At 72.5% G+C, this 24,459-nt stretch carries 16 protein-coding genes and 1 pseudogene; 4 read left to right on the forward strand and 13 right to left on the reverse strand.

Going from position 1 to position 24,459, the window contains the following annotated elements:
- Window positions 1-391 precede the first annotated feature (391 nt).
- Together BS83_RS35690 and BS83_RS35695 are read right to left on the reverse strand one after the other, a co-directional pair.
- Window positions 392-1,941, reverse strand: a pseudogene (locus BS83_RS35690) (MFS transporter).
- A 221-nt stretch (window positions 1,942-2,162) separates the two neighbouring features.
- Window positions 2,163-2,852, reverse strand: coding sequence for a TetR/AcrR family transcriptional regulator (locus tag BS83_RS35695; RefSeq protein WP_051944640.1), 690 nt, complete (start codon window positions 2,850-2,852; stop codon window positions 2,163-2,165).
- A gap of 218 nt (window positions 2,853-3,070) precedes the next feature.
- On the opposite strand from BS83_RS35695, the gene BS83_RS35700 reads away from it, so the two are divergent.
- Complete coding sequence (locus tag BS83_RS35700) at window positions 3,071-4,492, forward strand: MFS transporter (RefSeq protein WP_232248603.1); 1,422 nt, start codon at window positions 3,071-3,073, stop codon at window positions 4,490-4,492.
- Between the two features lie 27 nt (window positions 4,493-4,519).
- Here BS83_RS35700 and BS83_RS35705 read toward each other — a convergent pair whose 3' ends face one another.
- On the reverse strand, window positions 4,520-5,920 hold the full coding sequence (locus BS83_RS35705) for a M16 family metallopeptidase (protein WP_037607456.1): 1,401 nt from the start codon (window positions 5,918-5,920) through the stop codon (window positions 4,520-4,522).
- Window positions 5,917-7,248: a M16 family metallopeptidase gene (locus tag BS83_RS35710; protein WP_037607458.1), complete on the reverse strand. Its 1,332-nt coding sequence runs from the start codon at window positions 7,246-7,248 to the stop codon at window positions 5,917-5,919. The genes BS83_RS35705 and BS83_RS35710 overlap by 4 nt, the downstream gene beginning before the upstream one ends.
- 243 nt (window positions 7,249-7,491) lie before the next feature.
- Here BS83_RS35710 and BS83_RS35715 point away from each other — a divergent pair, with 243 nt between their 5' ends.
- Window positions 7,492-9,981, forward strand: coding sequence for a DNA gyrase/topoisomerase IV subunit A (locus BS83_RS35715; RefSeq protein ID WP_037607459.1), 2,490 nt, complete (start codon window positions 7,492-7,494; stop codon window positions 9,979-9,981).
- 221 nt (window positions 9,982-10,202) lie between these two features.
- On the opposite strand, the gene BS83_RS35720 is transcribed toward BS83_RS35715, so the two are convergent.
- Complete coding sequence (locus BS83_RS35720) at window positions 10,203-11,924, reverse strand: IucA/IucC family protein (protein ID WP_084714640.1); 1,722 nt, start codon at window positions 11,922-11,924, stop codon at window positions 10,203-10,205.
- Between the two features lie 106 nt (window positions 11,925-12,030).
- On the opposite strand from BS83_RS35720, the gene BS83_RS35730 reads away from it, so the two are divergent.
- Both BS83_RS35730 and BS83_RS35735 read left to right on the forward strand, forming a co-directional pair.
- A complete protein-coding gene (locus BS83_RS35730) occupies window positions 12,031-13,767 on the forward strand; it encodes an IucA/IucC family protein (RefSeq protein ID WP_037607463.1) in 1,737 nt (578 codons plus the stop codon).
- Between the two features lie 16 nt (window positions 13,768-13,783).
- Window positions 13,784-14,776, forward strand: coding sequence for a sucrase ferredoxin (locus BS83_RS35735; protein WP_037607464.1), 993 nt, complete (start codon window positions 13,784-13,786; stop codon window positions 14,774-14,776).
- A gap of 25 nt (window positions 14,777-14,801) precedes the next feature.
- On the opposite strand, the gene BS83_RS35740 is transcribed toward BS83_RS35735, so the two are convergent.
- The 8 genes from BS83_RS35740 to BS83_RS35775 form a co-directional block, all read right to left on the reverse strand.
- A complete protein-coding gene (locus tag BS83_RS35740; RefSeq protein WP_037607465.1) occupies window positions 14,802-15,587 on the reverse strand; it encodes a response regulator in 786 nt (261 codons plus the stop codon).
- Entirely contained in the window at window positions 15,584-17,239 is a 1,656-nt protein-coding gene (locus tag BS83_RS35745) for an ATP-binding protein (RefSeq protein ID WP_157597463.1), read from the reverse strand. Before BS83_RS35745 ends, BS83_RS35740 begins: the two co-directional genes overlap by 4 nt.
- A 266-nt stretch (window positions 17,240-17,505) precedes the next feature.
- The gene (locus tag BS83_RS35750; RefSeq protein ID WP_037607466.1) at window positions 17,506-19,065 is read right to left on the reverse strand and encodes a solute symporter family protein; all 1,560 of its coding nucleotides are present in this window, start codon (window positions 19,063-19,065) and stop codon (window positions 17,506-17,508) included.
- A 64-nt stretch (window positions 19,066-19,129) separates the two neighbouring features.
- Entirely contained in the window at window positions 19,130-19,546 is a 417-nt protein-coding gene (locus BS83_RS35755) for a DUF485 domain-containing protein (RefSeq protein ID WP_051944643.1), read from the reverse strand.
- A gap of 180 nt (window positions 19,547-19,726) precedes the next feature.
- Window positions 19,727-20,440, reverse strand: a complete 714-nt coding sequence (locus BS83_RS35760; protein WP_232248606.1) for a response regulator transcription factor — start codon at window positions 20,438-20,440, stop codon at window positions 19,727-19,729.
- 26 nt (window positions 20,441-20,466) lie between these two features.
- Window positions 20,467-21,630: a sensor histidine kinase gene (locus tag BS83_RS35765; protein WP_037607468.1), complete on the reverse strand. Its 1,164-nt coding sequence runs from the start codon at window positions 21,628-21,630 to the stop codon at window positions 20,467-20,469.
- A gap of 38 nt (window positions 21,631-21,668) precedes the next feature.
- On the reverse strand, window positions 21,669-22,160 hold the full coding sequence (locus BS83_RS35770; protein ID WP_037607469.1) for a CcdC protein domain-containing protein: 492 nt from the start codon (window positions 22,158-22,160) through the stop codon (window positions 21,669-21,671).
- Between the two features lie 186 nt (window positions 22,161-22,346).
- Window positions 22,347-24,452, reverse strand: a complete 2,106-nt coding sequence (locus BS83_RS35775; protein WP_037607470.1) for a DNA gyrase/topoisomerase IV subunit B — start codon at window positions 24,450-24,452, stop codon at window positions 22,347-22,349.
- Window positions 24,453-24,459 lie beyond the last annotated feature (7 nt).

Genomic DNA, 24,459 nt, shown 5'->3' on the forward strand with positions numbered 1-24,459 from the left:
CAAGCGTGGAAGCGGCAGAGCACGGGCGTCACGGGCGCCGGGCCCGGATCCGCGTGCGGGCGTCAGCCCTGACGGCCGCAGGCGGTGGAGGGGCGTCGCCGCAGGGAGGCGGCGGCGCTGATGAAACGCCTGCGTCGCAACTCGACCCGCATGGGACTGCCTCCTCTCCACCACCCCGGGGACCGGCCTGTCACGTCCGGTCGCTGTGCCTATGTAGCCATGCCGGACGTCGCCCCCGCAACGGAAATATGCACGGCCGTGTCCACCGCGCACGCCACCACGCGCCACCGCCCACCACCGCCCACGCCACCGCGCCCACTCCCGCGGAACGCGCGAGGCCCCCGCTCGCACACGGTGCGGGCGGGGGCCTCGACGAGCGACCGACGATGCGTCAGTGGGCGATCACCGGGATCGCGTTGGCGTCGGCGTCCGCACCGGCTCCGCCGGCCTGACCCATGTCGGGACGGCCCGCGTTGACCAGCAGGAAGACCAGCGCCGAGGCGACGAGCATGATGCCCACGGCCCACCAGATCGCGACGTCGTAGCCGTGCACCGCCGCGAGCGGGTTCGGCGTGCCCTTGGCCAGGTGGTTCGAGGCGAGCCAGCTCGCCGTCGCGCTCGCCGCGATCGTGTTGAGCAGCGCGGTGCCGATCGAGCCGCCGACCTGCTGCGAGGTGTTGATCATCGCCGAGGCCACACCCGCGTCCTGCGGCTGCACGCCGTAGGTCGACAGGCTCATGGCCGGCATGAAGGAGGTGCCCATGCCCAGGCCCAGCAGGAACTCGGCCGGGAGGATCAGCGTCCAGTAGTTGCTGTCGACGTGCATCTGCGTGAGCATCAGCATGCCCAGCGAGGCGACCAGCAGACCGGGGCCCATCAGCCAGCGCGCCGGGACGCGGGTCATCAGCCTGGTGCCGATCTGGGTGGAGCCGGTGATCATGCCGACGACCATGGGCAGGAAGGCGACGCCGGTCATGACCGGGGAGTACTGCTTGATCCCCTGGAGGTAGTAGGTCATGAACAGGAACAGGCCGAACATGCCGATGATGGCCAGGCCCAGCCCGAGGTAGGCGCCGCCGCGGTTGCGGTCGACGACGACCCGGAGCGGCAGCAGCGGGGCGCTGACACGCGACTCGACGAAGACGAAGAGCGCCAGCAGGACCGCGGAGGCGACGAACAGGCCGATGGTGATGCCGGAGCCCCAGCCGGACTCCTCCGCCTTGGTGAAGCCGTAGACCAGGGCGACCAGGCCGGAGGTGGCCAACAGCACACCGGGGATGTCGAGGCGGTTGTGGTTGCGCTCGCTCTCGCGCTCGTGGACGAAGACCAGCGAACCGGCCACCGCCACCACCGCGAAGATGATGTTGACGTACAGCGCCCAGCGCCAGTTGGCGTACTGGGTCAGCGCGCCGCCCAGGAGCAGACCGACCGCACCGCCCGCGCCGGCGATGGCGCCGAAGATGCCGAACGCCGTCGCGCGCTCCTTCGCCTCGGTGAAGGTGACGGCGAGCAGCGACAGGGCCGCGGGGGCCAGCAGGGCGCCGAAGATGCCCTGGAGCGCACGTGCGCCGAGCAGCATGCCGGAGTTGACCGCCGCGCCGCCGATGGCGGACGCGAGGGCGAAGCCGATCAGCCCGACGATGAAGGTCTTGCGACGCCCCACAGGTCCGCCAGACGACCGCCGAAGAGCAGCAGACCGCCGAAGGCCAGGCTGTAGGCGGTGATCACCCACTGGCGGTTGGCGTCCGAGATGTGCAGGTCGTGCTGGGCGTGCGGGAGTGCGATGTTCACGACCGTGGCGTCCAGCACCACCATCAGCTGGGCGATGGCGATGAAGATGAGCGCCTTCCAGCGCTGCGGGTCGGGCTGCGAGTCGTTCAGCTGTGACCTCTGAAGCTGTGACTTCTCGAGATCGGGCTTGTCCGTGACGGATTCAGGCATGACGGTATCCCCGTAGGTGTGCGGCAGGGCGTGTGAACTCTGACGGTGCGGCGTGTTCAAGCGTGGTCGAACGTGTTCAAACATGGTCGAACAATGTCTTCGGGCCGGTCTTCGGACCGATCGTCGGACGTGGTGAAGGCGGCCGTGGGCGTACTCAAGTCGCTTCGGGCGCTGGGTCGTTCACGAGGGTCGGGGGGGACGGTTTCAGCGGCGGGCCGGCCTCATTGCCGGGTCTCACGTCGCGAGGCCGCGAGGATGCATTCGCGGCGGACGTCCTCCAGCGTCTGCGGACCGCCGGGCAGCGGCGTGCGAGCGGGGGCTCGCAGGCCGTCGAGCAGCAGTTGCAGGTGCCGGTGGACGAAGGGCTGCAGACTGTCGTATCCGGCGCCCGGGAAGGGCCGGACCAGCTGGGCGACCGCCATCATGATGTCGTCGCTGCCGACGTCGGTGCGCAGCGTTCCGGCCTGCTGTGCGCCGACGATCATGGCGCAGACGACAGCGTCCAGCCGTTCACGCGTGGCGAAGATCTCGGGCTCGTCCAGGTCGGTCCACTCGGAGAGCATCGGGCACAGGGCGCCGATCTTCCAGTTGACGGCGTCGTGCACGAGCCGACTGAGAGCCTCGAAGGGGTCCGCCTCCTCCGCGAGGGCCTGCGTGGCCACGCTGATGGCGCGTTCCATGACCGCGAGCACCACGCCGCGCACCAGCGCGCGGCGATCGGGGAAGTGACGGTAGACGGTGGCGTTGCCGACACCGGCGCGCTTGGCGACCTCGTCGAGGGGCACGTCCGCGCCCTGCTCGATGAAGGCGTCCTGGGCCGCGTCGATGATGCGGGCCCGGTTGCGCGCCGCGTCGGCCCGCTGACGGAGGCCCGCGACCGCGGACTTGTCGGTGACTGGTGCCTGGACCACGAGCACTCCTTTCGGGTCGAGCCTCGGAACGTCCATCGGGGAACGTCCATCCGGGACGTTCGCTCCAGTGTAAGCGGGGATCCGATCCCCGCTTTCCATTCAATCTACTAAACGGGGAGGGACTCCCCAGAAATCCCGAGCAGCAATGTGACCTACGTCACACTTGTCTGGAGGCTATAAGGTCTAGTCCAATCGAGAGGGGGCCGGTGCCGGTGTCGGTGGACTTCGGAATCCGGGGCGCGTGCGCACGGGTCGGGGCGGCGCTGCGGCGCAGGGACTTCCGCTGGTGGTTCGCGGGGCAGGTGACCTCGGCCTCCGGGGCGATGACGCAGGGCGTCGCGCTCTCCTGGGTGGTACTGCAGCAGACCGGGGACGCGTTCTGGCTCAGCGCGCTGACCGTCTGCTCCTGGGGACCGCTGCTGCTGCTCGGCCCGTGGGCCGGCGGCCTGGTGGACCGGCGGGACCGCCGCCGGCTGCTGCTGGTGACCCAGACGCTGATGCTCGCCCTCGGCCTGGTGCTCAGCACGCTCGACGCGCTCGGCGGGCTGCGGCTCTGGTCGATCCTCGGGATCGCCGCCTGCTACGGGGTCGTCTCCTCGGTCGACGGCCCCGCGCGGCAGGTGTTCGTCGTCGACCTGGTCGGCGAGGACGCCGTCGCGAGCGCCGTCGGACTGTGGGAGGTCGCGCTCAACGCCTCCCGCGTGATCGGCCCCGCGGCCGGCGGCGCACTGCTGGCGGCCGCCGGATCGACCTGGTGCTTCCTGGTCAACGCGCTCTGCTACCTCGCCCCGCTCACCGTGCTGCGGCGGATGCGGCCCACCGTCGAGCGTCCCGCCCCGACCGACCCCGCACAACCCCGGCCCACCCCGACCAGCCCCACCATGACCGACCCCGCCCCTACCAACCCGGGCCCGACGGGTACGTCCCCCGCCCCGCCTCCCACCGGAGGGTCCACCCGGAAGCAGGGCCGTGTCCGCGCCTCTCTCGGCTTCGCGTGGCGCATCCCGCTGCTGCGGGTGCTGCTGCCGATGGCGGCGGCCTCCGGCGTGCTGTTCACCATGGGCCTGGCCCTCCCGCCACTCGCCGAGCGGGCACTGCATCTGGGGGGCGGCGGCTACGGGGCGCTGATGGCGGCGTTCGGCGTCGGCGGGCTTCCCGGCGCGCTGCTGGCAGCCGGGGCTCCGGTGCCCACCGGGCGCAGGGTCCGTGCCCTGGCGCTGGCGACAGGGGCGTCCGTCCTGCTCACGGCCTGGGCCCCGGTGCCGGCCGCGGCGTTCGCGGCGATGGCGCTGACCGGACTGACCTCGATCTGGTTCATCGCCTCGGCCAACACCCTGGCCCAGCTCTGCTGCGCCCCGGAGCTGCGCGGCCGGGTGATGGGCCTGTGGTCCATGGCGCTGCCGGGAACGGTGCCGCTGACCGGCTTCCTGGTGGCGGCCGTCATCGAGCACGCCGGTGCGCGGGCGGGATTCTCCGTCTCCGGGGTCGGCCTCGCGCTCACCGCACTGCTCGGATGGCGGGTGCTGCGCGGCTCCGGCACGACCCCCACCGGCGCCACCGCCCCCGACGCGACGCCCGACGCCACGCCCACCATGAAGCCGACGCCCGCCACCCCGGCGGCCGAAGCCGCGGCGGGGTGACGGGCGCTCGGTCCGGCGTCGGGGTGGTCAGCCCGACACCACCGTGACCTCGCCGAGGCCGAGGTCCTTCAGCGGCGCGGCGATCGAGGCCGCGTCGCCGACCAGGACCGCGACCAGGCGCTCCGGCGGGAAGGCCGCGACCACGGCCGCGGTGGCCTCCGCGGTCGTCGTCTCGGCCAGTCGGCGGTACACGTCGGCCTGGTAGTTGTCCGGAAGCTCCTGCTCGACCTGGTCGGCCAGGGTCGCGCAGACCGCCGAGGCGGTCTCGTAGCGCAGCGGCGCCACGCCGACGAGGTTCTGCACGGCGATGTCGCGCTCCTCGTCGGTGAGGCCCTCGGCGGCGAGCGTGCGCAGGATCTGCCAGGTGTCGGCGAGCGCCGGGGCCGTCGACTCGGTGTCCACGGAGCCGGAGATCGCCAGCAGCGCCCGTCCCTCGCCGTCCGCCCCGGAGCGCAGCGGCTGGGCGAAGGCCCGCACGCCGTAGGTGTAGCCCTTCTCCTCCCGCAGCACCCGGTCCAGCCGGGAGGTCAGCGTGCCGCCCAGGCAGTAGGTGCCGAGGATCTGCGCCGCCCAGGTGTCGTCGTGGCGGTCCGGGCCGATCCGGCCGATCAGCAGCTGCGTCTGCACGGAACCCGGTCGATCGATCACGATCACCCGGCCGGTGTCGTCGCCGCGCACCGGCGCCGGGGTCAGATGCTCGCCCGGAGTGCCGGTCCACCGGCCCACGGTGGCGTCGAGCACCGCGTCGAGGTCCTTGCCCGAGCTGCCGACGGCGGAGAAGTCGCCGACCACGACGAGCGTGGCGGTCGCCGGACGGACGTGCCGCTCGTAGAACGAAGCCACCGCCGCCCGATCGATCGCGCCGACCGTTTCGGCGGTTCCCGATCGCGGACGCGACAGCCGGTCGCCGGCGTCGAACAGCTCGCCGTAGAAGGCGATCGCCGCGCGCCGGGCCGGGTTGGCCTGCTCGTGGACGATCTCGTCGAGGCGGTTGGCGACCAGGCGCTCGATCTCGTGCTCGGGGAAGGCCGGGATCCTGACCGCGTCGGCCAGCAGCGAGAGACCCCGCTCCAGACGCGAGGCGGGGACCTCCAGCGAGACCCGCAGCACGGTGTGGTCCGCGTGCGCGTCCAGCGTCGCACCGGCCCGCTCCAGTTCGGCCGCGAACTGTTCCGCCGTCAGCGACTCGGTGCCCTCGGAGAAGGCGCGGGCCAGGATCGTGGACACGCCCTCCTGGGCCGAGGGCTCCGCCGACAGCGGCACGTCCAGGATCAGCTCGGCCGCCACCAGCGCCTGACCGGGGCGGTCGCACCGGAGCACGGTCAGCCCGTTGGGCAGCGTGCCGCGGGTGGGCGCGGGGAAGTTCCACGGGGTCGGCTGCCCGGCCTCGGGACGCGGGTGGAAGGTCATGGTGGAGGCGATGGTCATGCCTGCCCCTCCTCGTCTTCAGCGGCGGCGGACTCGTCGTCGGCGCCGGGGGCGGCGGACTGGACGGGCTCGTAGGTGAGCACCGCGCGGTTGTCCGGCGTCAGGAACTTCTGCGCGACGGCCTGGATCTCCGCCGCGGTCACGTCCAGCACCCGCGACAGCGCCTGGTTCAGCAGCTTCGGGTCGCCGAACAGGACCGCGTAGCGGCACAGTTCGTCCGCCCGGCCGCCCACCGTGTCCAACCGGTCCAGCCACTCGCGTTCGATCTGCGCCTGGGCGCGCTCGACCTCCTCCGCCGTCGGGCCGTCGGCCGCGAAGCGGGCCAGCTCGTCGTCGATGGCGGCCTCGACCGCCTCCGCCGTCGCTTCGCCGGAGGTCTTCGCGTCCAGCCAGCCCAGCGAGGGCGCGCCGGAGAGCCGCAGCAGGCCGAAGCCGGCCGTCACCGCGAGCCGGTCGTGGCGGACCAGCCGGTTGTAGAGGCGGCTGGACTCGCCCGAGCCGAGCACCGTCAGCGCCAGGTCGGCGGCGTCGGACTCCCTGGTGCCGTCCTGCGGCAGCAGGTAGGCCTGCATCACCGCGCGCGAGGGCACCTCGGCCACCACGTGCTCGCGCAGGGGCTCACCGCTGCGGACCACGACGCTGCCGTCGCGCGGCGGACGCTTGCCGTCGTGCGCGGGGATGGAGCCGAAGTACTTCTGCACCCAGGCCAGGGTCTGCTCGGGGTCGATGTCGCCGACCACGGAGAGCACCGCGTTGTTCGGGGCGTAGTAGGTGCGGAAGAAGTCCTGCGCGTCGCCGAGCGTCGCGGCGTCCAGGTCCGCCATCGAGCCGATCGGGGTGTGGTGGTAGGGGTGACCGTCAGGGAAGGCCATCGCCGTGAGCCGCTCGAAGGCGGTGCCGTAGGGCACGTTGTCGTACCGCTGGCGGCGCTCGTTCTTCACCACCGCGCGCTGGTTGTCCAGGCTGTCCTGGTCGAGTGCGGCGAGGAGGCTGCCCATCCGGTCCGCCTCCAGCCAGAGCGCGAGCTCCACCTGGTGCGCCGGCATGGTCTCGAAGTAGTTGGTGCGCTCGAAGCTGGTGGTCCCGTTGAGCGAGCCGCCCGCGCCCTGGACCAGCTCGAAGTGACCGTTGCCGGCAACCTGCGCCGAGCCCTGGAACATCAGGTGCTCGAAGAGGTGCGCCAGGCCGGTGCGCCCCGCGACCTCGTGGCGCGAGCCGACGTCGTACCAGAGGCAGACGGCGGCGACCGGCGTCAGGTGGTCCTCGGAGAGCACCACCCGAAGGCCGTTGGCCAGGGTGTGCTCGCTGATGGTGAAGCCTTGGGCCATCCGCGTCGTTCCTTCCGGTCTGCTGCTGTGCGTATCGCCCAGGGGCGCGGTGCCCGGAGCGAGTCGTCGCAGTGAATCGTCGCAGTCAATCTCAGGAAAACCCCATTGTGCTGCACCAGGGGGGACTCGGTGGACGGGTTTGTCAGCAGCCTGGTCCAGAATGGTGCCGACCGTGCCAGCACATGACGCCTCCCCGGAGCCACTTCCGGGGGCGCACATGCCGTCCAAGGGAGCGCCGCCGCGATGGCCCGCCGCAGTTCGCAGACCCCTCCGCCCGAGGACTTCGAGGAGCGCATCCTCGACATCGACGTGGTGGACGAGATGCAGGGCTCCTTTCTGGAGTACGCCTATTCGGTGATCTACTCCCGGGCGCTCCCCGACGCCAGGGACGGGCTCAAGCCCGTGCACCGCCGAGTCCTCTACCAGGCCAACGAGATGGGGCTGCGCCCCGAGCGCAGCCACGTCAAGAGCGCCCGCGTGGTGGGCGAGGTGATGGGCCGGCTGCACCCGCACGGCGACACGGCCATCTACGACACCATGGTGCGCATGGCCCAGCCGTTCTCGATGCGGCTTCCGCTGATCGACGGCCACGGCAACTTCGGGTCGCTCGGCAACGACGACCCGCCGGCCGCGATGCGGTACACCGAGGCCCGGCTGACCGCCGGCGCGATGGCGATGGTCGAGTCGATCGACGAGGACACGGTCGACTTCTCGCCCAACTACGACGGCAGCGAGCAGGAGCCGCAGGTGCTCCCTGCGGCCTTCCCGAACCTGCTGGTCAACGGCGCCACCGGGATCGCGGTCGGCATGGCCACGAACATGCCGCCGCACAACCTGACCGAGGTGGTCGCCGCCGCGCGCCACCTGATCCGGCACCCGAACGCCGACCTGGACGCGCTGATGCGCTTCATCCCCGGCCCCGACCTGCCGACCGGCGGCATCGTCGCGGGTCTCGGCGGCATCAGGGACGCGTACGAGACGGGCCGCGGCACCTTCAAGATCCGTGCCAAGGTCACCGTCGAGGACGTCACCCCGCGCCGCAAGGGGCTGGTGGTCACCGAGCTGCCGTTCACCGTCGGCCCGGAGAAGGTCATCTCCAAGATCAAGGATCTGGTCGGCTCCAAGAAGATCCAGGGCATCGCCGACATCAAGGACCTGACGGACCGTGCGCACGGTCTGCGCCTGGTCATCGAGGTCAAGAACGGCTTCGTGCCGGAGGCGCTGCTGGAGCAGCTCTACAAGCTGACGCCGATGGAGGAGACCTTCGGCATCAACAACGTCGCCCTGGTCGACGGCCAGCCGCTGACGCTGGGCCTGAAGGAGCTGCTCGAGGTCTACGTCGACCACCGCTTCGAGGTGGTGCGCCGACGCAGCGACTTCCGCCGCCGCAAGCGTCAGGACCGGCTGCACCTGGTCGAGGGCCTGCTGATCGCGCTGATCGACATCGACGAGGTCATCGCGATCATTCGATCGAGCGACAACGCCGCCCAGGCGAAGGAGCGACTGATCGAGCGCTTCTCGCTCTCCGAGACGCAGACCGCCTACATCCTGGACACCCCGCTGCGCCGGCTCACCCGCTTCGACCGGGTCGAGCTGGAGGCCGAGCAGGACAAGCTGCACGCCGAGATCGCCGAGCTGACCGAGATCCTGGAGTCGGACACGGTCCTGCGCAAGGTCGTCTCCGACGAACTCGCCACCGTGTCGAAGAAGTTCGGCACCGAGCGCCGCACGGTGCTGCTGGAGGCGGGCGCGGTCGCCGCGGTCGCGGTGCCGCTGGAGGTCGCGGACGACCCGTGCCGGGTGATGCTCTCCTCGACCGGCCTGCTGGCCCGCACGGCCGACCTCGGCCCTGACGCCTCCGCCGACGCGGGTGGCGGGACGGACGGGGGCGGCCCCGACGAGGGCGGCAAGCGGGCCCGCCACGACGTCGTCGTCTCCGCCGTGCCGGCCACGGCCCGCGGCCACATCGGTGTCGTGACCAGCATCGGCCGGGTGCTGCGGCTCCCCGTGATCGACCTGCCGCAGCTGCCGCCGAGCGCCCACGCGCCCGCGCTGGCGGGCGGCGCCAAGGTCGTCGAGTTCCTCAAGCTGGACGCGGGCGAGACGGCGCTGGCGCTGACCACGCTCGACGAGTCCTCGCCGGGGCTCGCGCTCGGCACCGAGCAGGGCGTCGTCAAGCGCGTCGTGCCGGACTGGCCGGACAACAAGGACGAGTTCGAGGTCATCACGCTGAAGGACGGCGACAAGGTCGTCGGCGCGGTCGAACTGCGCACCGGCGAGGAGGACTTGGTCTTCATCACCGACGACGCCCAGCTGCTCCGCTACCCGGCGGGCCAGGTGCGCCCGCAGGGCCGCCCGGCCGCGGGCATGGCGGGTGTGAAGCTCACCGACAACGCGCGGGTCATCTCCTTCACGGCGGTGGATCCGGCCCAGGACGCGCTGGTGGTGACGGTCGCCGGGGCGACGGACGCCCTCGACGGGCTCGGCCAGGGGACGGCCAAGGCCACGCCCTTCGAGCAGTACCCGCGCAAGGGACGCGCCACGGGCGGCGTGCGCTGCCAGCGCTTCCTCAAGGGCGAGGACCGACTGGTCTTCGCGTGGGCCGGCCCGACGCCCGCCCGCGCGGCGACGGCCAACGGCTCGCCCGCGGAGCTGCCGCACCGCGACCCGCGCCGTGACGGGTCCGGCGTCCCGCTGGCGAAGGAGATCTCGGCGGTGGCCGGCCCGGTGTAGCGAGCGGCCGGGGCCGCAGGGCCATCCCGAAGTACGCCGTGCGGCGCGGGACCTCCCGCGCCGCACGGCGTTTCCTTTCCCACGCGGCGACGGACGGCGTCGGCCACCCGCGTCCCGGTCCGAGGGCGCGCCTGCGTGCACGGGGCGCCGGCCCGGGGCCCGCCCCGGCTCCGAACGCCGTGGCCCGAGCGTCGGCCCCGGCCTCCCGCCCGGCCCCGGCCTCAGCCCGCGAGCGGATTGGGCAGCGGCGTGTAGGCGGAGTCGCCGCCGTCCGCGTCGAGCCAGCGCAGCAGCAGATTGGTCTTGCCGGGGATGTGCGGGACGGACAGCAACTCCCGGTAGTCCGACAGGATCTGACGTGCCGCCGGCCACAGCTCCGGGGTCAGCGCCGGGTGCCGCGCGCCGACGGCGCCGGCGATCTCCAGCAGGTTGTTGACCACCAGGCAGTACAGCAGCCGGTCCCTGCCCTTCTCGGCGCTGACGCCCGGCGTCGGCACGTCAGAGCCGAAGCGTGCCAACAGCGCCGCGTGCCGGTCCGCGGTCAGCTTGACGCCCTCGTGGTCACGGAAGAGCACCTGCCCCGGCTGCCCCTGCTCGTCGACGGCCACCAGGACGTTCTGCAGGTGGCACTCCAGCACCACGCCGTGCTCGCGCAGCGCCTCCAGCGCGGGCCTCGCGAGCAGTTCGACGTAGCGGCGCCACCAGGCGAGGGCCTGGTCGGGGCCGAGCGCGTCCAGCGGATTGCCGGGGAAGCCCTCGCTGACCCCGGCGGCGAGCAGCGGCGTCAGCCCCGGCCGCACCCGTCGGCCGAAGCCCTGGCGCTGCAGCACCGCATAGGCCTCCCAGCCGTCCTCGCCGTGACCGGCGAGCGTGCGGTAGCCCTGGTCGGCGAAGATCAGCGGGGCGATCGGCAGGGACGCGAGCACCTCGTCCACGGGCTGCAACCAGCGCAGGTCGCGAAGCCAGAGGCGGCGGATGTCGTTGGTGATCCGCACCTCCAGGCTGAACTTGAGCGCCAGGTCCGCGTCGGGGAGGTAGACGGTGCGCAGCGAGGAGGTCGCCCAGGCCTGCTCCTCGGTCTCGCCGAGGAGCAGGAGGCTGCCGTCCGCCAGCGCCGCCGCGTGCTGCCGTGCCGGGCCGGGTTCCGCGCCGAGCAACGCCAGCTGCCACGGGTGCGCCGGCAGCACCCGGTAGCCTGGCGGCGCGGCGTTGCCCCAGAGCGCGTCGATCGCCCCGGTCGAGCCCTCTCCACCCAGGAGATCCTCCCGGACGCCGAGCAGCGTGAGCGGATAGTGAGCACCGGCCTCGGCCGCGTACGGCAGCCAGCCGACCGGGACTCCCCCGCCGCGGGTCTTCGCCGCCGGGTGGTAGCGGTGTCCGGCCAGCAACGCCTGCTCGGAGCGCAGGTACAGGTCGTCGACGGGCTTCTCGTCCCGCGCCGCGGCCGCCTCCCTGGCCGCGAGCAGCGCGGCGACCACGTCCCTGCTGTCGCGGATCTCCGCGCCCAGGGTGGGGTTGTCGACGCCGGTGCGCGCGCGGGCCTCCTCCTCGACCAGGCCGACCAGGGCGTCGAGGCCGTCGGCCGGCTCGATCGGGTCGCCGTCGAGGTTCAGCGGCGGTTGCGGCCAGCGTCCGTGGCCGACGGTGAGGGTTCGGCCGGTTCCGGTGAGCCGGTAGCCGGGCGCGCCGCAGGGACGGGGCTCGGCCAGCTCCCTGACCAGGCAGTTGAGCAGCGCGGTCGCCGCCGTCGCCTCCTCGGGCCGCCAGCCGGCCCAGGCCCGCTCCACCCCGGTCCCCCAGGACGCTCCGCTGCCCCCGAGCGCCCCGGACCCTGCCGCCGTGACGGACCCGGCCGTCGTCGCCGAACCTGCCGTCGTGGCGGACCCTGCCGTCGCCCTCCCCGTGGGGTGCCCCTGGACCTCCGTGGCTGCCTTCTCGTCCATGCCCGCCTCCGCACCGCCGCCGCGCGGGGACGGTTTGTCCCCGTGAATCCGACAGACGATGATCTGTCCAGACGCATCCTCTCCCAATCCGGGGTAACTCACCTTCATGCGCGCCACGGACTCCACACCCGCTCCGCCGTCCGCCTCCCCGCCGTTCGCCCGCCCCGCCGAGATCGCCTTCGCCGCCGAACTGCACCGCGTCCGCCCGGCCCTCGACGCCGCCTTCGCCGCCGAACTTCCGGGAGCGCGCGCCGCCGTGCTCGCGCGGCTGTGGCGGGCGCTGCTGCTGGAGCCCCTGCCGCTCGACCCCGCCGACCGCGCCGCGCTGAGCGGCCCGGAGCGCCGCGCCCACGACATCGACGCTCCGGCTCCCGGCTACACGGTCAGCCTGCGAGGCGTCGGCTTCACCGATCCGGCCGCACTGCTGCAGACGCTGCGGCTGCCGGGCTCGGCGACGCTGCTGGCGGAGATCGAGCACAGCGTCGTCTCCCTGGCCCTGTCGCGGGCCGGAGCACGGGCGGGCGCGCGCGGTGGGGTGACGCCGGCCCCGCTCGGCGGGATCGACGGAGTCGACCTGCTCGGCACGCTCGAGGACGCCGAACGCTCCGTCGTCGACGGTCATCCGTACCACCCCTGCTGCCGCAGCCGCCCCGGCTTCTCCGTGGCCGACCAGCTGGCCTTCGCGCCCGAGCACGGCGCGGACGTCGAGCTGGAACTGCTGCGACTGCCGCTGGAGCGGGCGCTGCTGGTGGGCGACTGGCCCGCGCGCCTGCGGGAGGACGGCCATGTGCTGCTCCCGGTCCACCCCTGGCAGGCACGCGAGGTCCTGCCCGCGCTCGGCCTCGCGACCACGGCCGCCATGCCCGGGGCCCCGGCCGGAACCCAGGCCGGAGCCCTGTCCGGAGCCGCAGCCGGAGCCCGGGCCGTCTGCTGCCCGGAGCGCGTGACGGCCGCGCCCCTGATGTCCGTCCGCACCCTCGCGCCGGTCGACGGCGGCCCGCACCTGAAGACCTCGCTGTCGCTGCGGATGACCTCCGCCGTCCGCGACATCTCCGGGGCCTCGGTCCGCAACGCCATGGCCGTCTCAGGGCTGCTGGAGGCCGTCGTGGCGCGACTCGACGGCAGCCTCACCGTGACCAGGAACCTGGCCGCCTGCGCCGCCCTGGTCGACGGCGAGCCCAGCCCCGACCTGGCGGCGATCGTGCGCGAGTCCCCCGCGCTGGGCCTCGCGGTCGGCGAGCGCGTGGTCCCGCTCGCGGCGCTGGCGGCCCACCCGGTCAAGACCGTGGACGCGGCCGCCTGGCTCGCCGGCTTCGCCCGGCTGACCTGGCCGCCCCTGCTGCGCCTGCTGGACTGGGGCGTCGCGTTGGAGGCGCACGGACAGAACCTGCTGCTGGTGCTGGACGAGACCGACCGGCCGGTCCGCCTGGTCTACCGGGACCTGGCGGACATCCGGGTGAGCCCGCGCAGGCTCGCACGGGCCGGGATCGCCCATCCGGCGGTCGGCGGGCACGTGGTCGACGACGATCCCGTGGTGCTGCGGCGCAAGCTGCTCGGCTCGCTGGTGGGGAGCGGCTTCGGGGGGCTGGTCTCCGGTTTCGGCGGCGGCGACCGCAGGGAGGAGGCCCGGCTGTGGGACGCCGTGGCCGCCGAGGCACGGCGGGCCGCCGAGCTGCTGCTCACCGACGGTGAGGACCGGCGGGCGCTGCTGGCGGAGCCCTTGCCGGTCAAGGCGCTCACGCTGATGCGGCTCGACGGCCTCCCCGGTGGTCCGGTCGGCGACCGCTGGACCACGGTGACCAACCCGCTCGCCACATCCGATAGTCACAGTCGAGGCTGGTAAGGCTACCCTTGCCAGCGTGAGCATCTGTACGACTGTGTCACGGGAGTTGACGGAGCCCCTGGCGGGCACCGCGCCCCGGGCTGCCGCCTGGCTGGTGATCGAGCAGTCCGGCCCCTGGGGACCGCGGGCGGTCACGGAGAGCCACTTCCACCCGGACCTCGGCCGCGCCCTGCAGCGCAAGGCCCGGGGCACCGGGGTGGAGATCGCGCTGATCCGCCGGCCCGGCAAGCACGCCGACCGCCCGCCGACCGGGGAGCGCACCGTGTTTCTCGCGCACACCGGGCTCGCCCGCCCGGCGGGCGCGGCGCCGGGTTCGACGGCCGGCGGCTGGGTCCGCGAGGCGCGCCTGGCCGATCCTGCGGAGCTGCTCGACCTGGACTTCGCCGCGACGGGCGCCGGTGTGGAGCCCGCCTTCGGCGAACGCTACGAGGGCGACCCGCTCGCGCTGGTCTGCACGAACGGTCGGCGCGACCGTTGCTGCGCGCTGCTGGGGCGTCCCCTCGCCGCCGAACTCGCCGCGGCCGGTCACGCCCAGGTCTGGGAGGTCACCCACCTCGGCGGCCACCGTTTCTCGCCCACCATGCTGGTGCTGCCGCACGGCTACGCCTACGGCCGGCTCTCCGCGCACACCGCCAAGGAGGTGCTGGAGGCCACCCGGGCGGGCCAGGTGATGCCGGAGTGGTGCCGCGGCCGGAGCTTCTGGGAGCGCCCGGGTCAGGCGGCCGAACTGGCGGTGCGCCGCGCCTACGCGGTGGAGGGCGTCGACGACCTGACGGTCGAGCAGGTCGCGGACCCGACCGGCCACCCCGAGGACGTGCCGGACGGCTGGACGGTCCGGGTCACCCACGTCGACGGGCGCGCCTGGCGAGCCAGGGTCCGCCGCACCGTCGCCGAGCCCGCTCGCCCGGAGAGCTGCCTGAAGGCCCCGACCCGTCCTGACCGTTTCGACGTGGTCACCCTGGAGCCGCTGCACGGCGCGTTCGCGTCGGGCGGATGCCGTCAGGCGTAGCGTCAGGCCGGAGAGCGGAGCAGGATCAGGCGGTCGAGCGGTAGCGGTGCTCCGGGCGGCCGGTGGTGCCGTAGCGGAGCTCCAGCCGGGCCAGGCCCTCGCGGACCAGGTAGGACAGGTAGCGCTGCGCGGTCGCCCGTGAGACGCCGGTCAGTTCGGCGACCTCGGCGGCCGAGAGGTCACGCTTCGCCGTCCGCACGGCGTCCCGCACCAGAGCGAGCGTCGGCGCGGAGTGACCCTTGGCCGGTATCGACGGCAGCGGCGCGGAGCGGCCCGCGCTGAACAGGGCGTCGACGTCGGCCTGGTCGGTCTCCCCGCTGTGTCCGAGGGCCTCCATGCGTTGGCGCAGCTCGGCGTAGGCGGCGAGGCGCTGTTCGAGCGCGGCGAAGCCGAAGGGCTTGACCAGGTAGCCGACCGCGCCCAGCTGCATGGCCTCACGGACCGAGCTGAGGTCGCGGGCGGCCGTGATCATGATCGCGTCCGGGCGGGAGGCGGGCGCGCCCGGGCCTTCCGGCGAGGGCCCTCCGCCCAGAGCGTCGCTGAGGGCGGGCGCGCCGACCTGCCCGGGCACGGCCGGGGGGTGCGGGGCGGGCGGACCGGCGGCGAGACGGCGCAGCACGTCCAAGCCCGTGCCGTCCGGCAGGTAGACGTCGAGCAGCAGCAGATCGGGACGGAGCGTCCGGACGCCCTCGAGCGCCGCGGCGACCGTCGCGACCTGTCCGACCACCTCGAAGCCCGGCACCTTGGCGACGTAGGCGGCGTGGATGCCGCTCACTCTGAAGTCGTCGTCCACCACGAGCGTCCTGATCACCAGCGGGTCCCTCCTCCGTCGAGTGCGAGCACCGGCGGCGCGGCGGTGAAGACCGCGCCGAGCGGGGCCGGATCGGAGTCCGGCAGCGGCAGCCGGACCGTGAAGACCGCTCCGGGGCCGGCGCTCACCACGATCTCGCCGCCGTGCCGGGTGACCAGGCGGTGCACCATGGCCAGGCCCAGCCCGCGGCGGGCGGTGCCGCGGTCCGGCCGGGTGGAGTACCCGTCCTCGAAGATGTGCGGCAGCGCCTCGTCCGGCACCCCAGGACCAGTGTCCTGCACCCGGACCGTGATCGACCGGGGCGTTTCGGCGACCAGCAGCTGGACCTGCGCGGGCCGGCTCCCGGCGGCGGCGTCGACGGCGTTGTCGAGCAGGTTGCCGACGACGGTGAGCAGTCGGCGCAGATGACCGGGGTCGGTGCCGAGCTTGGACTCCGGATCCAGGGTGAGCTCGACCCCGCGTTCGGCGGCGACCGTGCACTTGGCCACGATCAGGCCGACCATCAGCGAGTTCCCGATCCGCTCGCGGACCTCCTCGGCACGGGAACGGTCGGCCGAGGCCAGTTCGACGGCGTAGTCGAGTGCCTCCTGCTGCTCGCCGAGCTCCAGCAGCCCGGCGAGGGTGTGCATGCGGTTGGCGAACTCGTGCTGCTGCGCGCGGAGCGCGTCCGTGAGACCGCGCACCGAGTCCAGCTCCCGCAGCATGCCCACGATCTCGGTCCGGTCCCTGACCGTCACGACGGCGCCCAGCGCCCGGCCGTGCAGCACGACCGGCATCCGGTTGACGGCGAGGCAGTGGCTGTCGGTGAGGACATGGATCTCGTCGGGGCCGAGGTCACCGGCCAGCGCCCGCCGCAGGCGCCCGTCGGGAAGCAGCTCCTCCAGGCGCGAACCGAGCGCCGTGCCGAGCCCGAGCAGCCTCCTGGCCTCGTCGTTCACCACGCTGACCCGCCCGCTCGGGTCGAAGGCCAGCACGCCCTCGCGGATGCCGTGCAGCATGGCCTCGCGGTCCTGGAGCAGCCCGGCGATCTCCTCCAGCTCCAGGCCGAACGTGGTCCGCTTGAGCCGACGCGCCAGCGCGTATGAGGCGAGGACCCCGACGCCGAGAGCCGCGCCGATGTAGAGGGCGAAGACGGACAGCTCGCCGAACAGTTCTCGGGTGACCTGGCGCTCGTTGATGCCGACAGATACCTCGCCGATGATCCGGCCGGCGTCGTCCTTGAGCGGGGTGCGCGCGTTTGCGGAGCGACCGGTCGCACCGTTGTCGATCACCAGGTGATTTTGGCCGTCCAAGGCCACCACCGGTTCCTCGATCCGGACGCCGATCAACTGCGCGAGGGGGTGCGAGTGCCGCACCTTGTCCCGGTCGATCACGACCACGTAGGTCGCGTCCGCCGCCGCCCTGATGCTGCTCGCCGCTTCCTGCACCACTCCGCGTGGGCCTATGCCCGGGTCGCCGAGCTCCATGGCGGTGACGATCCGGGGATCCTCGGCGGCGATCTGCGCGATCGAGAGTGCCCGCTGCTCGTTCACCCTGTCGTACTCGTCCCGCTGGGCGAAGGCGAGCAGGACGAAGCCGATCACGCTGGTCACGGCCAGGATCAGCAGTTGACCGGCCAGGATCCGGGTGGAGAGCTTACGTCGGGCGAACAAGACGGCCTCCACCGGGCATTCTGGGGCGAAAGCCCCGTTGCCACGCCCATGTCCCGGCGATTGTGCCTGGTGGGAGGCGCTTTGCCTACCCCTGTCACCATGCGCAGAATGCGCAGAACCGTGAGTAATGCACGAAAAGCCGAAGGGACTCACTCTTCGGGCACGAGAGGACTACGCTGGAATCGCCCCCGGGCGCGCCTCCCCCGTCGCGCCCGGGGGTCTTGTCGTGCGCACGCGGGCGCGGTCTGCCGGGCGAGGTCCGACGGTCACACCGCACCCGCGCCGGTCAGGGAACGGACCTCCAGTTCGGCATAGGCGTCCGGCTCCGCCCGTTCGCGGGAGGTGACCGTGCCCAGCCAGCCGCAGAGGAAGCCGCACGGCACCGAGACCAGCCCGGGGTTCTGCAACGGGAACCAGTCGAAGTGCGCACCGGGGAAGATCGCGGCGGCGGTTCCCGAGACGACGGGCGAGAAGACCACCAGGACCAGCGCCGGAACGAGCCCGCCCCAGATCGCCCAGGCCGCGCCGCGGGTGGTGAACCGGCGCCAGAACAGGTTGAAGAGCAGGGCGGGCAGGTTGGCCGAGGCCGCGACCGCGAAGGCGATGCCGACCAGCAGCGCCACGTTCAGCTTCTGCGCGTACAGGCTCAGCACGATCGCGATCGCGCCGATCACCACGGCCGCGATCCTGGCGACGACCACCTCCTGCCGCTCGGTGGGCGGCTCCTCGTCGGGGTGACGGAAGGCGCGGGCCCACAGGTCGTGGGCGAAGGAGGTGGAGGAGGCCATGGTCAGACCGGCCACCACGGCAAGGATGGTGGCGAAGGCGACGGCCGAGGTCAGCGCGAAGAGAATCGTTCCGCCCAGCGAGTCGGCCAACTGCGGAACGGCCGTGTTCCCGGCCTCGTTCGCGGCGCGGAGAGCGGGCGCGCCGATGAGGGCGGCGGCCCCCAGCCCGAGCACGATCGTCATCAGGTAGAAGCAGCCGACGAGTCCGATCGCCCACATCGCGGAGCGCCGGGCGGCGCGCGCCGTCGGGACGGTGTAGAAGCGGGCCAGGATGTGCGGCAGCCCGCCGGTGCCCAGGACGAGGGCCAGTCCGAGGCTGACGAAGTCCAACTGGTCGGTGAGGGTGTGCCCGAAGCGCAGGCCAGGGACGAGGTAGGCGTTCCCCTGCCCGCTCCCGCTCGCCGCGGCGCGCATCAGCGAACCGACGTCGCCGTGGAAGCGCAGCAGCACCAGCACGGTCAGCAGGATCGTTCCGCCCATCAGCAGCACGCACTTGACGATCTGGATCCAGGTGGTGGCCCGCATGCCGCCGACCGTCACGTAGATCACCATCAGCACCCCGACCGCCACGATCGACCAGGCGCGGGCGGCGGGCGAGTGCAGGTGGAGCAGCAGGGAGACCAGGGTGCCGGCTCCGACCATCTGCCCCAGCAGGTAGAAGAGCGAGACGACGATGGAGGCGACCCCGGCCGCGGCACGGACCGGGCGGCGGCGCATCCGCAGCGAGAGCACGTCGGCCATCGTGTAGCGCCCGCAGTTGCGGACGAGTTCGGCCACCAGCATCAGCACGATCAGCCAGGCCACCAGGAAGCCGATGGTGTAGAGCAGCCCGTCGTAGCCGTAGAGCGCGATCAGCCCGGTGACGCCGAGGAAGGAGGCGGCGGACATGTAGTCGCCGCTGATGGCGAAACCGTTCTGCAGAGGGCTGAAGCCGCGTCCGCCCGCGTAGAAGTCCTCCGCGGCGTGACCGCGCCGCCCGGCCCAGAAGGTGATGCCGAGCGTCACCAGGACGACGAGCACGAAGAGTCCTGCGGCCATGGTCAATCCCCCCTCGGGAAGCGTGCGCTGGACTCCGGCGAGCGCCGCGGCGCGGACGGCGCCATCACCGGAGTCGGTCCTGGGTCTCCCAGCGCAGGCCGAGCGCGGCACGGTCGCGGTGGTCGCGCGCGTGGCGGGCGTAGAGCCAGGTGAGCAGGAAGGTGCTGGCGAACTGGAGCAGACCGAGCAACCAGGCGGTGTTCAAGGGCCCGGCGATCGGACGGGCCATCAACTGCGGCGCGGTGACGGCCAGCACCACGTAGAGCAGGTACCAGAGCAGGAAGGCGGCGGTGGCAGGGAAGACGAAGCGCCGGTACCGGGTGCGGATCTCCCGGAACTCCGGGCTGTCGTGGACGGCACGGTAGATCCCGGCGGCGTCGAGTGCCGACTCGGCTTCGGAGTCGGCTTCGGAGTCCGCTCCGGGGTCGGCGCCAGGGGCCGGCTCGTGGTCTGTTTCGGAACCGGACCGATACTCCTGCACCCGGTCCTGCTCGGGTTTCCGCGTCTGCTGCCTGGCGCGGGAGGCTGGCGGCGCGGACCACCAGTCGAACGAATCCGCCGGCTCGGTGGATTCCGTCTGCGCTTGATCGGCTAGTTCTTGAGGACTCACGCCACAAGAATGGGGAGCGCAGAAGACCAACATGGTCCGGTGTACGGACGTTCACTCCATTAGGTGATGGAGTCCGTGTTTGTACGCGTACCCGACCGCCTGTGCACGATCCCTGACGCCGGTCTTGGCGAAGAGATTGTTGATATGGGTTTTCACCGTGGCCATGCTGACGAACAGTCGCTCGGCGATCTCGGCATTCGACAGCCCGGCCGCGATCAGACCCAACACCTCCGCCTCCCGCCCCGTCAGCCCGTCCGGCAGGACAGCGGGCGGCTGCGGCTGCGCCGCCTTCGGGTCCGCCGTCGGCGCGGCAGGCTGCGGCGGGGTCGGCTCGGGCGTCGCGAGGCGTTCCAGCAGGCGGGCCTGCACCTGGGGCGAGAGGCCGGCCGCGCCGGAGCGGACGTCCTGGATGGCGCGGGCGATCTCCTCGCTGCCCGCGTCCTTGGTCAGGTAGCCGCGCGCACCTGCCTGGAGGGCCGGGAACAGGGAGTCGTCGTCCGCGTAGGTGGTGAGGATGATCACGGCCGTCCCGGGATGCTCCGCCCGGATCCGGCGGGTCGCCTCGACCCCGTCGCAGCGCGGCATCCTGAGGTCCATGAGGACCACCTCCGGGCTGTGCCGCGCGACGAGGGCGACGGCCTCCTCGCCGTCCGCCGCGGCGGCCACGACCTCGATGCCGGGCAGCAGGCTCAGCAGCATCACGATGCCCTCGCGCACCACCTGCTGGTCGTCCGCGACCACCACCCGAACCGGCTGACTCTCCACCCGAGTCATCGTAATCCGCGAACTGATCAACAGGGGACGCGCAACAGCACCCTGAACCCCTCGGCCGTGGGGCCCGCCTCCAGGGCTCCGCCGAGCAGTTCGGCCCGCTCGCGCATCCCCAGCAGCCCCAGGCCGCTCCCCGACCCTGCGAGCTCCGCCGCCAACTCCCCCTCGGGCAGCCCGCCCCGGTTCACCACCTCGAGCTCGACCGTACCGTCGAGGTACGACAACCGGACCGTGCACTGCGCGCCGGGCGCGTGCTTGCGGACGTTGGTCAGCGCCTCCTGGGCCGTGCGCCGCACCGTCACCCCGGCCTCGGCCGTCAGCGGACGCGGCGTGCCGACCACCTCGAGTTCGGCCTCCTGAGCGTCGGCGAGCTTCGCCAGGAACTCCCCGACCGGCGTGAACTCCCCACGCAGCGCGGAGAGTGCGGCACGCGTCTCGTCGAGGCCGTCCTTGGCCATGCCCCGCGCCGCGACGATCCGCTCCCTGACCGCCTCGCGCTCGGCGCCCGCGTCGAGCATGAGGCGGGCCGCCTCCAGATGCACCAGTTGGGCGGAGAGGCTGTGGGCCAGCACGTCGTGGATCTCGCGCGCGATCCTGGCCCGTTCGGCGAGGGCGGCGGACTCCGCCTCGGCGGTGCGCAGCGCACGCTCCTGCACCAGCGCGCGCTGGGTCTGCGCCCGCGACTCCCAGTCGAGCCGGGTGACGTAGCCGAGGACGCCGAGACCGAGAATGCTCAGCAGGTTCTCCCAGTGCCCGATGCTGGGCGGGCTGACGATCAGGAAGACGACGGCGCCCAGCAGCGTGGCGGGGGCGGCGACGACGAGCGGCAGCGTCTGGACCGACCGGACCGCGATCAGGCACATCAGCACAAGTCCGATGACCGGCGCGTGGTTCAGGGCGGCGAGGATCGCCATCACGTAGACCAGGCCGAGCCAGGTGAGGCTGCGCGGCAGGCTCATCCGCGGCGCGGAGCTCATGAAGCCCCAGAAGGCCAGCAGGCCGACGACGGTGACCAGCAGCGCGACCATGACCTGGGGCATCGTCAGCCCGTGGCCGGCGAAGGTGATCCACACTGCCGCGCCCAGGCCCGCCACCCGGGCGATCAGGCCCACCCAGCGGCGACCCGCGGCGAGGCCGTCCCTGGAGAGAGCCTCCGGGGACGGCCAGTCGGTCCAGCTTTCCACGTGGGGTCGTCCGTCTCTTTCTGCGCCCGGCGCCCGGCTCAGAGTGCGCGGGCAGGGCTACCGTACGCCGGGGCGAACTCGCGGGCCCGCCAGGTCACCACCGCGCCGCGGACCAGCAGCAGGGCGGCCAGGGCCAGCAGCAGCCCGGACTGACCCTGCGCGATGCCGAACGAGGCCGCGGCGGCGTAGAGGGCGATCCTGACGATCATCATGCCGATCCAGGCGAAGAAGCTGGCCCTGGTGCCCTTGGACCAGATCCGGCCGTCCTCGCCCTGCCAGATCCGGGTGGTGAAGCCCCAGACGGCGCCGAGGCCGATCTCCAGGACGACGCCGACGATCAGGAAGGCCACGGAGAGTGCCTGGTGCTTCGGGTCGAGCAGGTGCGGATCGCGCAGCGCAAGGAAGGCGAGCACGGCCGGGACGAGCAGCAGTCGGCGCGTGTTGTTGCTGAGCTGCCGGGCCTGGAACTGGCGGACCAGCACGTAGGCGACCACCGCGATGATCACTACTGCATTGGCGACGGCGGGCATCTGAATCACTCCTGCTTCGGCTTCTCCGACCGTCCGCGGGGGCTCCCGCCGACATCTTCGACGGTAGGGACCGGCCGGCTTCCGGGCCTCGGAGCAGGGATGGAGAAGGGGGTGGAGAGGCGGTGCCGCTCGCCTCTCCACCCCCGGGTGGAGCTCGCCCGGGCCGGAGCCCGGCCCCGTCGCCCGCTACGCGTCGATGCGCGAGCGGTCGAGCAGCGCGGCGGAGTCCACGATGAACTCCTTGCGCGGCGCGACGTCGTTGCCCATGAGCAGGTCGAAGGTGCGCTCGGCCGCCTCCAGGTTGCCCAGGTTGATCCGGCGCAGGATGCGGTGGCGCGGGTCCATGGTGGTCTCGGCCAGCTGGTCGGCGTCCATCTCGCCCAGGCCCTTGTACCGCTGGACCGGCTCCTTCCAGCGCTGGCCCTTGCGCTGGAGTTCGAGCAGCGTGTTGCGCAGCTCGTTGTCCGAGTAGGTGTAGACGTACTTGTCCTGGCCCTTGCGCGGGTTGGTGAGCTCGATCCGGTGCAGCGGGGGGACGGCCGCGAAGACCCGGCCGGCCTCGACCATGGGTCGCATGTAGCGCTGGAACAGGGTCAGCAGCAGCGTGCGGATGTGGGAGCCGTCGACGTCGGCGTCCGCCATCATGATCACGCGGCCGTAGCGGGCCTGGTCGATGTCGAAGGTGCGGCCCGAGCCGGCCCCTATGACCTGGATGATCGCCGCGCACTCGGCGTTCTTCAGCATGTCCGAGACGGACGCCTTCTGGACGTTGAGGATCTTGCCGCGGATCGGCAGCAGGGCCTGGAACTCGGAGTTGCGCGCGACCTTGGCCGTGCCGAGGGCCGAGTCTCCCTCGACGATGAACAGCTCGCTGCGCTCCACGTCGTCGCTGCGGCAGTCGGCGAGCTTGGCGGGCAGGGAGGAGGTCTCCAGCGCGGTCTTCCTGCGCTGCGCGTCCTTGTGCTGACGGGCGGCGACGCGGGTGCGGGCGGCCGAGACGATCTTGTCCATCACGGTGCGGGCCTGCGCCTTGGCGTCCCGCTTGGACGAGGTCAGGAAGTCCTTGAGCTCCTTGGCGACCACGGCCGCCACGATCCGCTGGGCCGCGGAGGTGCCGAGCACCTCCTTGGTCTGCCCCTCGAACTGCGGCTCGGCCAGCCGGACGGTGACCACGGCGGTGAGCCCTTCGAGGGCGTCGTCCTTGGTGATGTCGTCCTCGGCGACGCGCAGCAGCTTGGCCCCGCGCAGGGCCTCGTTGACCGTCTTGGCCAGGGACTTCTCGAATCCGCTGACGTGGGTGCCGCCCTTGGGCGTGGCGATGATGTTGACGAAGGAGCGGACGGTGGTGTCGTAGCCGGTGCCCCAGCGCAGGGCGATGTCCACGCCGAGGTCGCGGACGACCTCGGTGGGGGTCATGTGGCCGAGCTCGTCCAGGACCGGCACCGTCTCCTTGAAGGTGCCCTGCCCGGTCAGGCGCAGGATGTCGCAGACCGGCCTGTCCGGGGCCAGGAACTCGCAGAACTCCGTGATGCCGCCGTCGAAGCGGAAGACCTGCTCGTCCACGGGGGCGCCGTCCACCGCCCGGTCGTCGCGGACGACGATGGTGAGGCCGGGCACCAGGAAGGCGGTCTGGCGGGCGCGGTTGTGCAGGTTCTCCAGGGAGAGCTTGGCGTCCTTGAGGAAGATCTGGCGGTCGGCCCAGTAGCGGATCCTGGTGCCGGTCTTGCCGCGCGGCGCCTTCCTCGCCTTGGTCATGCCGTTCGCCGGGGCGAAGTCGGCGTCCGGGCCGTCCCCCTTGAAGGCGCCCGGCGTTCCGCGGCGGAAGCTCATCGCGTGGACGTGGCCGCTGCGGTCGACCTCGACGTCGAGCCGGGCGGAGAGGGCGTTGACCACGGAGGCGCCGACGCCGTGGAGGCCACCGGAGGCGGCGTAGGACCCGCCGCCGAACTTGCCGCCGGCGTGCAGCTTGGTCATGACGACCTCGACGCCGGAGAGGCCGGTCTTGGGCTCGACGTCGACCGGGATGCCACGGCCGTTGTCCCTGACCTCGACCGAGCCGTCGGCGTGCAGCAGCACGTCGATGTGGTCGCAGAAGCCTGCGAGGGCCTCGTCGACGGCGTTGTCGATGATCTCCCAGAGGCAGTGCATCAGGCCCCGGCTGTCGGTGGAGCCGATGTACATACCCGGGCGCTTGCGCACCGCCTCCAGGCCCTCAAGGACGAGGAGGTGCCGCGCGGTGTAGTTGGACCCGTCCTTCGGGGCGCTGGCGGGCACGGTCGGTTCGGCGGTCACGCGCGTG

It is taken from the genome of Streptacidiphilus rugosus AM-16 (assembly GCF_000744655.1).
Lineage (GTDB): Bacteria > Actinomycetota > Actinomycetes > Streptomycetales > Streptomycetaceae > Streptacidiphilus > Streptacidiphilus rugosus.